12 protein-coding genes (1 of these 12 running past the window's edge) are annotated in these 13,452 nt (G+C 61.5%); 5 read left to right on the top strand and 7 right to left on the bottom strand.

Annotated elements, in window-relative coordinates; genetic code table 11:
* The 3 genes from hrpB to AC25BC_RS21855 form a co-directional block, all read left to right on the top strand.
* Positions 1–2,042, top strand: partial view of an ATP-dependent helicase HrpB gene (hrpB, locus tag AC25BC_RS21865; protein WP_012759592.1) — the 3' portion only. The gene continues 424 nt to the left of window position 1, outside the view; the window shows 2,042 of its 2,466 coding nt (coding positions 425–2,466); the start codon falls outside the window, past its left edge; its stop codon occupies positions 2,040–2,042.
* 23 nt (positions 2,043–2,065) lie between these two features.
* Positions 2,066–3,394 carry an ActS/PrrB/RegB family redox-sensitive histidine kinase gene (locus tag AC25BC_RS21860; protein ID WP_012759591.1) on the top strand — a complete coding sequence of 443 codons (1,329 nt, stop codon included), beginning with the start codon at positions 2,066–2,068 and terminating at the stop codon, positions 3,392–3,394.
* Between the two features lie 67 nt (positions 3,395–3,461).
* Positions 3,462–4,040 (top strand): ActR/PrrA/RegA family redox response regulator transcription factor, encoded by a 579-nt coding sequence (locus AC25BC_RS21855; RefSeq protein ID WP_012759590.1) that lies wholly within the window; start codon positions 3,462–3,464, stop codon positions 4,038–4,040.
* Between the two features lie 23 nt (positions 4,041–4,063).
* Here AC25BC_RS21855 and AC25BC_RS21850 read toward each other — a convergent pair whose 3' ends face one another.
* Positions 4,064–4,558: an MmcB family DNA repair protein gene (locus AC25BC_RS21850; RefSeq protein ID WP_012759589.1), complete on the bottom strand. Its 495-nt coding sequence runs from the start codon at positions 4,556–4,558 to the stop codon at positions 4,064–4,066.
* Positions 4,559–4,737: 179 nt separating this feature from the next.
* On the opposite strand from AC25BC_RS21850, the gene AC25BC_RS21845 reads away from it, so the two are divergent.
* Positions 4,738–5,421 carry a L,D-transpeptidase gene (locus AC25BC_RS21845; protein ID WP_012759588.1) on the top strand — a complete coding sequence of 228 codons (684 nt, stop codon included), beginning with the start codon at positions 4,738–4,740 and terminating at the stop codon, positions 5,419–5,421.
* Between the two features lie 77 nt (positions 5,422–5,498).
* Here the strand turns inward: AC25BC_RS21845 and AC25BC_RS21840 are convergent, their stop codons facing one another.
* The 6 genes from AC25BC_RS21840 to hslV form a co-directional block, all read right to left on the bottom strand.
* Entirely contained in the window at positions 5,499–7,670 is a 2,172-nt protein-coding gene (locus AC25BC_RS21840; protein WP_012759587.1) for a malate synthase G, read from the bottom strand.
* A gap of 86 nt (positions 7,671–7,756) precedes the next feature.
* A complete protein-coding gene (locus AC25BC_RS21835) occupies positions 7,757–9,169 on the bottom strand; it encodes a cytochrome P450 (RefSeq protein ID WP_128438353.1) in 1,413 nt (470 codons plus the stop codon).
* Between the two features lie 48 nt (positions 9,170–9,217).
* Positions 9,218–10,165 (bottom strand): DUF1402 family protein, encoded by a 948-nt coding sequence (locus AC25BC_RS21830; protein ID WP_041935604.1) that lies wholly within the window; start codon positions 10,163–10,165, stop codon positions 9,218–9,220.
* A gap of 187 nt (positions 10,166–10,352) precedes the next feature.
* Positions 10,353–11,660, bottom strand: a complete 1,308-nt coding sequence (hslU, locus tag AC25BC_RS21825; RefSeq protein WP_012759584.1) for an ATP-dependent protease ATPase subunit HslU — start codon at positions 11,658–11,660, stop codon at positions 10,353–10,355.
* A complete protein-coding gene (locus AC25BC_RS21820) occupies positions 11,657–12,169 on the bottom strand; it encodes a GNAT family N-acetyltransferase (protein WP_012759583.1) in 513 nt (170 codons plus the stop codon). Before AC25BC_RS21820 ends, hslU begins: the two co-directional genes overlap by 4 nt.
* Positions 12,156–12,683 carry an ATP-dependent protease subunit HslV gene (gene hslV / locus AC25BC_RS21815; RefSeq protein ID WP_012759582.1) on the bottom strand — a complete coding sequence of 176 codons (528 nt, stop codon included), beginning with the start codon at positions 12,681–12,683 and terminating at the stop codon, positions 12,156–12,158. The genes AC25BC_RS21820 and hslV overlap by 14 nt, the downstream gene beginning before the upstream one ends.
* Before the next feature lie 156 nt (positions 12,684–12,839).
* On the opposite strand from hslV, the gene hisB reads away from it, so the two are divergent.
* Positions 12,840–13,448 (top strand): imidazoleglycerol-phosphate dehydratase HisB, encoded by a 609-nt coding sequence (gene hisB / locus AC25BC_RS21810; RefSeq protein ID WP_128438352.1) that lies wholly within the window; start codon positions 12,840–12,842, stop codon positions 13,446–13,448.
* Positions 13,449–13,452: the final 4 nt, after the last annotated feature.

Genomic DNA, 13,452 nt, shown 5'->3' with positions numbered 1-13,452 from the left:
GACTCGCTCTGGCGCTCGACGTCCAGTCGGCACTGCGCGACGATCTGCGTATCCTCGTGATGTCGGCGACCCTCGACGTCGAACGCGTGGCCGCGCTGCTCGACCATCCACCTGTCATCGAAAGCCTGGGGCGCAGCTTTCCGATCGATATCCGTTACCAGGATCGGCCGGGCGGCGAACGCATCGAGGATGCGGTGACGCGGGCGATACTCGATGCCCATGCCAATGAGGCCGGCTCGATTCTCGCCTTCCTGCCCGGCCAGGCGGAAATCACCCGGACCGTGGAACGCTTGCAGGGGCGATTCGGAGCCGAGACGCTGATTGCCCCCCTTTACGGCAATCTCAGCCAGAAGGAGCAGGATGCGGCGATCCGGCCAGCATACCAGGGGACACGCAAGATCGTGCTTGCGACATCGATCGCCGAAACGTCGATCACCATCGACGGCGTCAGGATCGTGATCGACAGCGGCTTGCAGCGTCTGCCGGTGTTCGAGGCGTCGACCGGCATCACACGGCTGGAGACGGTGCGCGTGTCGCGGGCTTCCGCCGATCAGCGGGCGGGCCGTGCCGGACGAACGGAACCGGGCATCGCCGTCAGGCTGTGGCACCAGGGACAGACAGCGGCACTGCCGGCCTTCACCCCGCCGCAGATCCTTTCCAGCGATCTCTCGGGGCTGGTGCTCGACCTCGCACATTGGGGCGTTCAAGACCCGGCATCGCTTGCCTTCGTCGATCAACCGCCGGAAACGACGCTGAGGGAGGCGCGGGTTCTGCTCGGCCAGCTCGGCGCCCTCGACAAGGACGGAGCGCTGACAGCGCGTGGCAAGGTGATGCGCGATCTCGCTTTGCCGCCGCGGCTTGCCGCCATGGTCGTCTCGGCGGGAGAAGTGGGACACGCACGCGATGCGGCGATGATCGCCGTGCTTCTCACCGAACAGGGGCTTGGCGGAACGAGTATCGATATCGAGGAGCGGCTGCGACGCTTCAAGGCCGAGCGGGGCGAGAGAGCGGAGGCTTCAAGGCGGCTGGCAGGACGGCTGGCGAGCGGCCTCGACAGCGTTGCCTCAACGGCGCCGGCGCTTGCCGGCCAGTTGCTGCTGCATGCGTTCCCGGATCGAATAGCGATTCAGCGCGGAGGGCGCGGCCGATTCGTGATGGCGAACGGGCGCGGAGCGGAGCTGCCCGAAACCGAGAGGCTGGCCGGCAGCCAGATGCTGGTGATTGCCGACCTGACCGGACGGGCGGCGCGGGCGCGAGTTCTGGCGGCAGCCGAGGTGACACGCGGCGACATCGAAGCCGAGTTGCCCGGTGAGATCAAAACCGACGACCAAATATTCTTCGACCGACAGAGCCGGCAAATCCGGGCGCGGCGGGCAACCCGGCTCGGTGCGATTGTCTTCGAAGAGACGCCTTTGCCGCGCCCGTCCGGGGCAGCAGTCACCCAGGCGCTGGTGGACGGGGTACGCGAACTCGGGCTCGATCAGCTTGCCTTCTCGAAGGAGGCCATGCAGCTTCGCGAGCGGATTGGATTCCTTCACCGGACGATCGGCGAGCCCTGGCCCGATGTCGGCGATGATGCCCTGCTTTCCCGGTTGGACGAGTGGTTCGCACCCTTTCAGACCGAGGCCCGCGGCCTTTCCGAGATTTCCGCAGCCGGGCTTTCGAACGGGCTGATGTCGCTGGTACCGCATGAGCTGCAACGCGACCTTAGCCGGCTTGCGCCAACCCATTTCGAAGCGCCGACCGGCCAAAGGCATCCGATCCAGTATGAGGGCGAGGAGCCGGTGCTGACGATCCGCGTACAGGAGCTGTTTGGACTGAGGCAGCATCCTGCCATTGCCGGTGGCCGCCTGCCGCTGCTGCTCGAGCTCACCTCGCCGGCGCACCGGCCGATCCAGACGACACGCGACCTGCCGGGCTTCTGGGCCGGCTCGTGGAGGGATGTGCGTGCTGATATGCGCGGGCGCTATCCCCGGCATCCCTGGCCGGAGCGGCCGGAGGATGCGTTGCCGACGACACGGGCAAAACCGCGTGGTACATGAGGGCCGTTCAAGGAGCCCTCGGCATGATCGACAAGCCTGGCATGATCGACAACACGGAAGGCTATACACTGGAGGACCGGCACAACAGCCGCAGGCTGCGCCTGCAGACATTGGTGCGGCTGCGCTGGCTTGCCGTCGGCGGACAGGCGCTGACGGTTTTCATCGTTGCCTTCTGGCTGAACTTTCCCCTGCCGCTGATTGCCAGCTCTTCGCTGATCGCCGCCCTTGCCTGGGTGAATTTTTACCTGACGATCCGCTATCCACCGACGCATCGGCTGGAACCGCCAGCCGCCTTTGCCCTGCTCGGCTTCGACCTTTTGCAGCTCTGCGCGCTGCTGTTCATCACCGGCGGCCTTGCCAATCCTTTCGCCGCGCTCGTCTGCGTGCCCGTTATCATTTCCTTTGCCTCGCAGCCGATCCGCTACAGCACCGCGCTGATCGGCTTTGCGATGGTCTGCATCACGGTGCTTGCCTTTTCGCCCTTCCCGCTGCCCTGGTTCGACGGGGTCGAAATCAATGTCCACAACGTCATGCAGTTCGGTGTCTGGTGCTCGATCGCCTCGACCATGGCATTCGCCGCCTTCTATGCCTATCGGGTCTCGATGGAAGCGAGCCAGCTTGCCGATGCGCTGGCTGCGACCGAACTGGTGCTGCAGCGGGAAAAACATCTGTCGCAACTCGATGGGCTGGCGGCCGCGGCCGCCCATGAGCTCGGTACGCCGCTTGCGACGATCAGCGTCGTCGCCAAGGAAATGGAGCGGGAACTCAAGGATGACGATCGTTTCCGCGAGGACGTCATGCTGTTGCGCAGCCAGAGCGAACGCTGCCGCGACATCCTGCGGCGGCTGACGACGCTTTCCTCCGAAGGCGAGGCACATATGCGCCGGCTGCCGCTTTCGTCGATGATCGAGGAGATCGTCGCCCCGCACCGAGAATTCGGTATCGCTCTCGAGCTCATCGAAAAGAGCCCGCGCAAGGGTGAGCCGGTCACCGACCGCAATGCCGGCATCATGTACGGGCTCGGCAACCTGATCGAAAACGCCGTCGATTATGCGCGGGAGAAAGTGATCGTGACTGTCGAGCACGATCACGACAAAGTCCTGATCGTCATCGAGGACGATGGCAACGGTTATGCGCCTGACATTCTGACGCGGATCGGCGAGCCCTATGTGACGAAGCGGCAGAAAGAGGATACGGCTGGCGGCCTCGGGCTCGGGCTGTTCATCGCCAAGACGCTGCTGGAGCGCTCCGGCGCATCGCTGATTTTCGAGAACCGCGATCCGGAAAGTGCGGGCGCGCGCATCCGAATCGAATGGCCACGCATGCTGATCGACGCAAATTCGACAAAATGACTTTGTCGGCATAAACAGGATATAGCGGTTGACGCAGATCGGGCGTTCAACCGCCGGGGCCGAGACGATGACAGAACAGAATCATGACAATTTCACCGCGTCGGACGAGGATCATATCGGTCCCGACGCCAGCCTGCTGATCGTCGATGACGACGGGCCGTTCCTGCGCCGCCTGGCACGGGCGATGGAGACGCGCGGCTTCCAAGTGGAGACGGCCGAATCAGTAGCGGAGGGCGTTGCGAAATCGAGAGGCAGGCCGCCGAAATATGCGGTGGTCGACCTTCGGCTCGGCGACGGCAATGGGCTCGACGTCATCGAGGCGATCCGCCAGCGGCGCGACGACACCAGGATCATCGTGCTGACCGGCTACGGCAATATCGCAACGGCGGTCACGGCCGTGAAGCTCGGCGCCGTCGATTATCTTGCAAAACCTGCGGATGCCGACGATGTGTTTTCGGCGCTGACACAGCGGCCGGGTGAAAAGGCTGAGCTTCCCGAAAATCCGATGTCGGCCGACCGGGTGCGCTGGGAGCACATCCAGCGAGTCTATGAAATGTGCGAGCGCAATGTTTCCGAAACGGCGCGCCGGCTCAATATGCACCGGCGGACGCTGCAGCGTATCCTTGCCAAACGCGCGCCGAAATAGACGCGCACCTCGCGCGCTTATAATTAGACGTCGTCCACAGTGAACGGTTTTCCGTTCGCCCATTCGGCCATCATCAGCCTTTGCGCGGCAGCACGCGAGAAGTTGAGCGTGACGGATTTGCGCGTGGCCGGCGCCATGCGGTGTTCCGGCGCCTCGCGAATCATATGGGCGCCATAACCATCCGACAGGAACAGTCCGCATTCCTCGGGAAAGATCTCCAGCGGCACATCCTGGTGAGTCGCAAAGAACAGGCGGTCGCAATGCAGCCTGTATTCCGGCCATTTGCGATCCACCCTGAAATCCTCGATCGAGGTCTTGATTTCGATGATCCAGACCTCGCCTTTTTCCGAAAGAGTGATCAGATCGGCGCGGCGGCCGCTGGCCAGCGGCAGTTCGGGCAGCACGGCGTGGCGCATTTCATGCAGCAATATCTGCGTTCCACGCCGCACCATCATGGCCCTGTCCGATTGCCGGCCATCGATTAACGGATTGTTATTGTAAACGCTCAAAATCGTCATGGATAACCATCAGAGGGGCTGGCGTGTTGTTGCAAAAAAACCATGCGCTTCTAATTTGCGCGGCAGACGGATTTGTCGCGCTGCAGTAGCCTTGCAAAGCGCAAGTTAATCGAAAATAAACCATAATCAACGATGGTCGAAAGACCGTTCTCCTTGCCCCAAAACTTCAAGAGTCATCCATGCGCATCTGCAATGCATTCCCTGTATTTGGCCTGCTGGCGACGCTCGCTCTGGCCGGTTGCTCTACGACATCAGACAGCGCATCCGTCGACGACAAGGGCGCAGGCCCGACGGTACAGACAGCACAGATCTTCAATGACGCCTACGGCGTGACGAAGGATGCCGGATACTCCCTGCCGGCGATCCCGATCGACAGGGTCAAGCCGCAGTTCCGCCGTCAGGTCGTCAGCTACCAGACCACCGAGCGCCCCGGTACAATCATCGTCAATACGCGCGAGCGCTTCCTCTATTACATCCTGGCCAACGGCAAGGCGATGCGCTACGGCATCGGCGTCGGCAAGCAGGGCTTCGCATGGGCCGGCACCGCCTACGTCGCCTGGAAGCAGGAATGGCCGAACTGGCACCCGCCGAAGGAAATGGCCGTCCGCCGTCCTGATCTCGCCAAGTACGTCGAGGACGGCATGGGTCCGGGGCTGACCAATCCGCTCGGCGCGCGCGCCATGTATCTCTTCAACGAGGACGGTAAAGACACGCTCTTCCGCCTGCACGGCACGCCGGAATGGGCCTCCATCGGCACCGCCGCTTCCTCGGGCTGCATTCGCCTGATGAACCAGGACGTCATCGATCTCTACAGCCGCGTTCGTCCCGGCAAGGGCACGTCCAAGGTCGTCGTCATTCAATAAGCTAATTGCCGAATTCGGTATAAAAAAGGCCGCCGGAACTGTCGTTCCGGCGGCCTTTTCGCATTCTCCGGCAAGCGTCACGCGGCCTGTTTCGCCTTGAGCTCGCGGCGGCGGCGGTGAAGCACCGGCTCGGTGTAGCCGTTCGGCTGTTCCCTACCCTTGAGGACGAGATCGAGGGCAGCCTGGAAGGCGATCGAGTCGTCGAAATTGTCGGCCATCGGCTGATAGGCGGTATCCGACGCATTCTGACCGTCGACGACGGCGGCCATGCGTTTCATCGTCTCGACGATCTGAGCTTCGGTGACGACCTTGTGATGCAACCAGTTCGCCATATGCTGGGCCGAAATGCGCAGCGTCGCGCGATCTTCCATCAGGCCGACATTGTTGATGTCGGGCACCTTCGAGCAGCCGACGCCCTGATCAACCCAGCGCACGACGTAGCCGAGGATGCCTTGAGCATTGTTGTCGAGTTCGCGCTGGATTTCCTCCGGCGTCCAGTTCGGCCGCACCGCAACCGGCACGGAGAGAATGTCGGAGAGCTTGGCGCGAGCGCGATCCTTCAGCCCCTGCTGGACACGGGCGACATTGACGCGGTGGTAATGGGTGGCATGCAGGGTTGCGGCCGTCGGCGACGGCACCCAGGCGGTGTTGGCGCCGGCCTTCGGGTGGGTGATCTTCTGTTCGAGCATCGCCGCCATCAGATCCGGCATCGCCCACATGCCCTTGCCGATCTGGGCGTGGCCGGCAAGGCCGCATTCGAGGCCGATGTCGACGTTCCAGTTTTCATAGGCGGAAATCCACGCCGCCTGGCGCATGTCGCCCTTACGAATCATTGGGCCGGCTTCCATCGACGTGTGGATCTCGTCGCCGGTGCGATCGAGGAAGCCGGTATTGATGAAGACGACGCGCTCGCGGGCGGTACGGATGCATTCCTTGAGGTTGACGGTCGTGCGGCGCTCCTCGTCCATGATGCCCATCTTGATGGCATTGCGCAGCAGGCCAAGCGCATCTTCGACCCGCGAGAAGATTTCGACGGCGAAGGCCACCTCTTCCGGCCCATGCATCTTCGGTTTGACCACATACATGGAGCCGGTGCGGGAATTCTTCCGCCGGCCGGAGGGACCAATATCGTAAAGCGCGATCAGGCCGGTGATAACAGCATCCATGATGCCCTCAGGCACTTCATTGCCGTCGCGGTCGAGGATCGCCGGGTTGGTCATGAGGTGGCCGACATTGCGTACCAGCATCAGCGAGCGGCGGTGCACCTCGAAGGCGGCACCATCCGGGCCGGCATATTGCAGATCCGGATTGAGCCTGCGGATGAAGCTCGTTCCGCCTTTTGCCACCTCTTCCTGCAGGTCGCCCTTCATCAGGCCGAGCCAGTTGCGATAGACGACGACCTTGTCCTCGGCATCGACAGCGGCAATCGAATCCTCGCAGTCCATGATCGTCGTAATTGCCGATTCCAGCCAGACATCGGAAATATCGGCCGGATCGGCTTTCCCGATCGTCGTCGTCGCATCGATGACGATTTCGATGTGAATGCCGTTGTTCTTCAGGAGAATATGCGTCGGGGCGGCGGGATCTCCGCGATAGCCGGCAAAATGCTTGCCATCCGTCAGCATGGCCTGCTCGCCATCGATCGATCTGACAGAGAGCGCTCCATCCCTGACGGCGAAGCCGCCAACGTCCTTCCACCGGCAGTCCTGCAGCGGCGCTGATGTATCGAGGAAATCGCGCACCCAGGCGATGACCTTCTCGCCGCGTTTCGGATTGTAGCCCTTGCCTTTTTGGGCGCCGTCGCTCTCGGGAATGGCGTCCGTGCCGTAGAGCGCATCATAGAGCGAACCCCAGCGGGCATTGGCGGCATTCAGGGCATAGCGAGCATTCATGACGGGAACGACGAGCTGCGGGCCGGCGATCGATGCGATCTCCGGATCGACATTTTCGGTCGAGACCTGGAAGTCCGATCCTTCCGGCAGGAGATAGCCGATGTCGCGGAGGAAGGACTGGTAATCGTCCATATCTGCCGGGGCGCCGTGCCGGCGGTACCAGTCGTCGATCTTTACTTGCAGCTCATCGCGTTTTGCCAGCAGCGCACGATTCTTCGGGGCGAGATCGTGGACTACAGCCGAAAAATCGGCAAAGAACTTGTCCGCATCGACCGCCAGGCCCGGCAGCACCTCCTTGACGAGGAAATCATGAAGGACGGTTTCGATGGCAAGACCGTTCTTATCAACGCGGCTCATGCGACATTCTCCCTGGCAACGACTTTTGAATGCTGCCACTTTGCCCGGCTTTCATTCATAGTCAATTCTGCAATAATTCGAAAGATTTATGCCTTCGTGGAAATTATGCGCGGGGTCACGCGCATCGGCAATCCGTTCTGTGGCTGCGTCGTCAGCTTCTGCACCGGCCAGGGGTTGGTCTGATCGGTGGAATCGAAGCGATAACGATGCATCAGGACAGCAAGCGCGATCACTGCCTCCTGAAGTGCAAAGGTTGCGCCGATGCAGACACGCGGGCCAGCGCCGAAAGGCAGGAACTGAAAGCGGCCGATAGAGCCGCGATTTTCCGGCAGGAAGCGTTCGGGCATATAGGCGCGCGGCCTGTCCCAGTGAAGTTCGTGGCGATGCAGCGTCCAGGGCATGACGAGCACCGTGACACCGGCCTCAAGCTCGACCCGCTCGCCCTTGGGGCTTGTCCAGGAATCATCTGATATGGCAGCGCGATTGATCGATGGCGCCGGCGGATAAAGGCGCAAGGTCTCCTCAAAGGCGGCGCGCGTCTGCGGCATCATATCCAGCCATTCCACAGGTTTGGCCCCGGTAGCGAGCACCGCGTCGATTTCTTCCTCCATCCCCTCGCGGATATGCGGGCTGTTCGATACGCAATACAGCGTCCAGGCCAATGCCCGGGCTGTGGTTTCATGCCCCGCGCCGATGAAGGTCAGGATATTGTCTTCGATCTCTTCTTTGGTCAGCCCGTCGGGGCCGGCCTGCTCCAGGAGCAGTGTCAGGAAATCCTCGGGCGCGCTGCTGCGGTCTGCCTTCATCTTTGCAAGCCGCATATCCATCGTGTTGCGCACGATGGCTCGGAATTTCTCCAGCACTTTCTGACCGCCGATGCGTGTCACACGTGGAACCCATGAGGGAGCGCGCATCAGATCCATCGGATCGACGCGGCCCATGCGATGCAGGAGTTCATTGACGTCGTCGGCGAAATGGCCGCTCGAGGTGACGATTTCGCCGGAGAACAATGTGTCAGCCAGAATCGCGAAGGTCAGCTCGGTCATATCGGTGCTGATATCGAAAATTGCGCCTGCCTCGCCGGCGCCCTCATATTTGCGGGCATAGTCTTCGGACTGGCGCAGCATCTGCCCGGCGAAGCCTTGGGCATGGCGGGGCGTGAAAATAGGCGCCACCGCCTTGCGCGATCTTTTCCAGACAGGACCTTCGGCGGTCAGAAGGCCGTCGCGGAGGATCGGACGCAGGACGAGCTGGCGCACATCCGACATGCGGTAATTATTGGCATTATCAACAAGCACGTGCTTGATCAGGCCGGGATCATTGACGATCAGCGTCCTCTGGCCGAAGAAATTGGTGCGGATCCACGGCAGCGTGTAGGACGGCTCGCCCCAGAGTTCGAGCGGATTGCGCAGGATGATGCGAATGATTTCCAGCCGGCTCGGCGGCACGGTACGCGGCAGCGGTGCTGGCGGGACGAAGGGGTCCGGACGCATGTCCATCGTAAAAGCCTTTCGGGGAAGATCTAGGCCTTCCCGGCAAGCTTGAAGCTAGAGCAGGCCCTTAAGTTCGTCCAGCTTGTCGTTGATCAGCCAGCCGTAATAATTCTCTTCCGGCCAGATGGTCGTACCGGCGCCGCGGTTCTTCGCAGCAAGGGCTGCGGCGCGCTGGCGCGAATTGCCGACATTATAAAGCGTTGCCGTCAGGCCGGGATTGCCCGAGATATCCATGCCGGCGATCTCCTTGTAATCGTCGATCGACCTGCGGACCGAGGCCGCGACGAAGGCGAGCGAGATATCGGGATCCATGATGGCCTTGTAGACGGCGCCGGCATTCTTCTCATTCAGCTTCGGATAACCCGACACGCGGGTCACGAGATCGGAGAGCATCAGCGCCGTCAGCGGATTGACCTGGCCGAGGCCGAAGGTCTGACCGGCATAGAAGGGCTGGAAGAAGACTGCGCTGAAGCGGTTGTTGGGGAAGCTCGTACCACCCACCGTCTTGCCGCGGAAATCGGTTTCCCAGACATCTTCGCGGCAGGACCAGAGCGAGTAGGAATCGCTCTTGCCTTTGCATTCGGCAAATTGCGGCCGCGCCACGAATTCGTCGACGTTTTCGCCGTCATAGGCGAAGCGGAAGCTTTCTCCGGCGTAGGAGACAGCCTTGACATAATAGGCCTGCAGCCGGTCGTAGGCGTCGACATTATAGGTGTGTTCGCCGACGATCGCGCCGACGACATGGATGGGATTGATGCCGTAGGCGCTGGAGATCTTGCGGATCTTGCTCATCAGCTCGCGATCGGTTGCCAGAAGCTCATGAACCTTTTCGTATTTCAGATCGAAGCTGCTCTTGGTGCCCTTGGTGCGCCTGATGGAAGCACCCGGAATATCGGGCTGCTCGGCGTGACGATTGCCGGCCGGCACCGTCTGCATTGCGAAGGCAGGCGCCGAATTCACCAGGGCAACGGCAATCATAAGGCTTGTCAAAAGGCGTCGCACGATCCGTTATCCCGTCCGTTCCATCGTCTTGTTTGTGATGCGGCTGCCTGGACCAGAATCTTGGCCGAATAAAGCCGAGCAGAAAACAAAACGGGCCTTCACTAGAAAGTAAAAGGCCCGTTGTCGAGAGTCGCGTTCGTTACAATCCGTCATTCATGCCGGGAAGACATGAAGCGGTGCACCGATATCACAGAATGAAGCGCGAGAGATCGGTATTCTGCGCGAGATCTCCGACATGTTCGCGCACATAGGCGGCATCGATCGTTACGGCCGTCCCGCCCCGATCCGGCGCGTTGTAGGAAATATCGTCCAGCACCCGCTCCATCACCGTCTGCAGACGGCGTGCGCCGATGTTTTCGACGGAGGAGTTCAGATGCACGGCGACATCGGCAAGCGCGTCGATTGCGTCGTCGGTGAATTCGAGGCTCAGGCTTTCCGTCTCCATCAGCGCGCGGTACTGGCGGATGAGGCTTGCTTCCGTCTCGGTCAGGATCCGGCGGAAATCATCCTTGTTCAGCGCACGCAATTCGACACGGATCGGCAGGCGGCCCTGCAGTTCCGGCAGAAGATCCGAGGGCTTGGAGACATGGAAGGCGCCGGAGGCGATGAACAGGATATGGTCCGTCTTGACCGGCCCGTATTTGGTCGAAACCGTCGTGCCTTCGACGAGCGGCAAGAGGTCGCGCTGGACGCCTTCGCGTGAAACCCCGGCGCCCATGCCACCGTCGCGGGCGGCGATCTTGTCGATTTCGTCGAGGAAGACGATACCGTCATTCTCGGTGGAGCGAACGGCTTCGCGCTGGATCACTTCGTTGTCGATCAGCTTGTCGGATTCGTCGAGGATCAAGTCGCCATAGGAGGCCTTGACTGTGGTGCGGACCTTCTTGGTGCGGCCGCCCATCGCCTTGCCGAACATTTCCGACAGGTTCAGCACGCCGATATTGGCGCCCGGCATGCCGGGAATTTCGAAGCCACCCATGCCGGAACCGGCATCGGCGACCTCGATATCGATTTCCTTGTCGTCGAGCTCGCCGTCCCGGAGCTTCTTTCGGAAGTTTTCGCGCGTGGCAGGCGATGCCGTGGTGCCGACCAGCGCATCGAGAACACGCTCCTCGGCGCTCACATGCGCCTTGGCCTGCACCTCGGCCCGCTTCTTCTCGCGCACCAGGCCGATGCCGACCTCGACCAGGTCACGGATGATCTGCTCGACATCGCGGCCGACATAGCCGACTTCGGTGAATTTGGTGGCTTCCACCTTGATGAAGGGCGCACCGGCGAGTTTTGCCAGGCGGCGGGAGATTTCCGTCTTGCCGACGCCGGTCGGGCCGATCATCAGGATGTTCTTCGGCATGACCTCGTCGCGCAGGCTCGGATCGAGCTGCTGGCGGCGCCAGCGATTGCGCAGCGCAATCGCAACGGCGCGCTTGGCATCATGCTGGCCGATGATGTAGCGATCGAGCTCGGAAACAATCTCGCGGGGGGAAAAAGTGGTCATTGTGTATCATTCTCCTGGCGGTCCAGGGCCATCAACAGCGCCCGGCCGTATTTCGTCGTTGTTTCGCCAAGTCCTTGAAAGCCCGCCTTGGTATAGGCTCTGATTGCGAATGCATTGTCAGGATGCGGATCGACCAGGATCCGCTGCGCGCCCTTTGCAAAGAGCATATCGCAGAACCCTATCACAAAGGCCGGTCCATGACCCTTGCCCGCGAGTTCCTCGATGCCGATGAACTGGTCGATGCCGTAGGTGCCCTTCGGCTGACCGGCGAGCGCTTCATCGTCCTCGTCGTCGAGATCGGCCGCCTGGATAAAGGCGAAGTCCTTTCCATTCAGCGTGACGATGAAACACGAGACGGAGACCGCGTCGATATGCTTTTCCATCGAAGCCAGCGCCTTGGCCGGATCGCTCCACCAGCGCCTGACATGCCGGCTTTCCAGCCATTTGGCGAGGAGCGGCAGGTCAACCGCGGCAAGCGGCCGGAAGGCATAGGGTTCAGCCTTCGGCATCCAGCGATTCCACCACGACGTTGTGGTTCGTGTAGACGCAGATGTCGGCGGCGATATCGAGGGCGCGGCGGGCGATCTCCTCGGCTGATTTGTCGGTATCCATGAGTGCGAGGGCGGCCGCGAGGGCAAAATTGCCGCCGGAACCGATCGCCGTCGTGCCATGCTCCGGCTCCAGAACGTCACCATTGCCGGTGATCGCCAGCGTGATCGACTTGTCGGCGACGAGCATCATGGCTTCGAGATTGCGCAGGTATTTGTCGGTGCGCCAGTCCTTGGCGAGCTCGACGGCGGCGCGCATCAGCTGACCAGGATATTGCTCCAGCTTCTTTTCGAGCCTTTCGAGCAAGGTGAAGGCATCGGCGGTGGCGCCGGCAAAACCGGCGATGACTTCGCCCTTGCCGATGCGGCGCACCTTGCGGGCATTGCCCTTCATGACGGTCTGGCCGAGGCTCACTTGGCCGTCGCCCGCCATCACCACCTTGCCGCCTTTTCGAACTGTAATGATTGTTGTCATAAAACACCTGTCTGCCGGGCCGCATGCCGGCCCTGTTGAGCCCTATGTAAGTGGGCCGGAGCGGATTGCAAATGGGCCGGCTTTTCTCTTGCCCGGCTTCTGGATATTTCCCGATGCGCCTGATAAGGAACGGCCTTATTCCCGATGGAGGGCCATATGGCCGAGACCGCAGCAAGCCGCACGGGCAGCGTTTCCCGCAAGACCAACGAAACCTCGATTTCCGTTTCCGTCAATCTCGACGGCACCGGCAAATCGACGATCTCGACGGGCGTCGGCTTCTTCGACCACATGCTCGACCAGCTTTCGCGACATTCCCTCATCGACATGGAGATCGATGCCAAGGGCGACCTGCATATCGACGACCATCATACGGTCGAAGATACCGGCATCGCCATCGGCCAGGCGATCTCCAAGGCACTCGGCGACCGGCGTGGCATCACCCGCCACGCTTCGATCGATCTCGCCATGGACGAGACGATGACCAAGGCTGCGGTCGATCTTTCCGGCCGGCCGTTCCTCGTCTGGAATGTCGCCTTCAGCGCTCCGAAGATCGGCACTTTCGATACCGAGCTCGTTCGCGAGTTCTTCCATGCGCTCGCCCAGAATGCCGGCATAACCTTGCATATTCTCAACCATTATGGCGCCAACAATCACCATATTGCCGAGACATGCTTCAAGGCCGTTGCGCGTGCACTGCGCACGGCGACAGAGATCGATCCGAGACAGGCGGGCCGTGTTCCCTCGACCAAGGGCACGCTCGTCTGAGCCC

This window comes from Rhizobium sp. WSM409, assembly GCF_057653825.1.
This window is presented reverse-complemented; position numbering and strand designations above follow the sequence as displayed.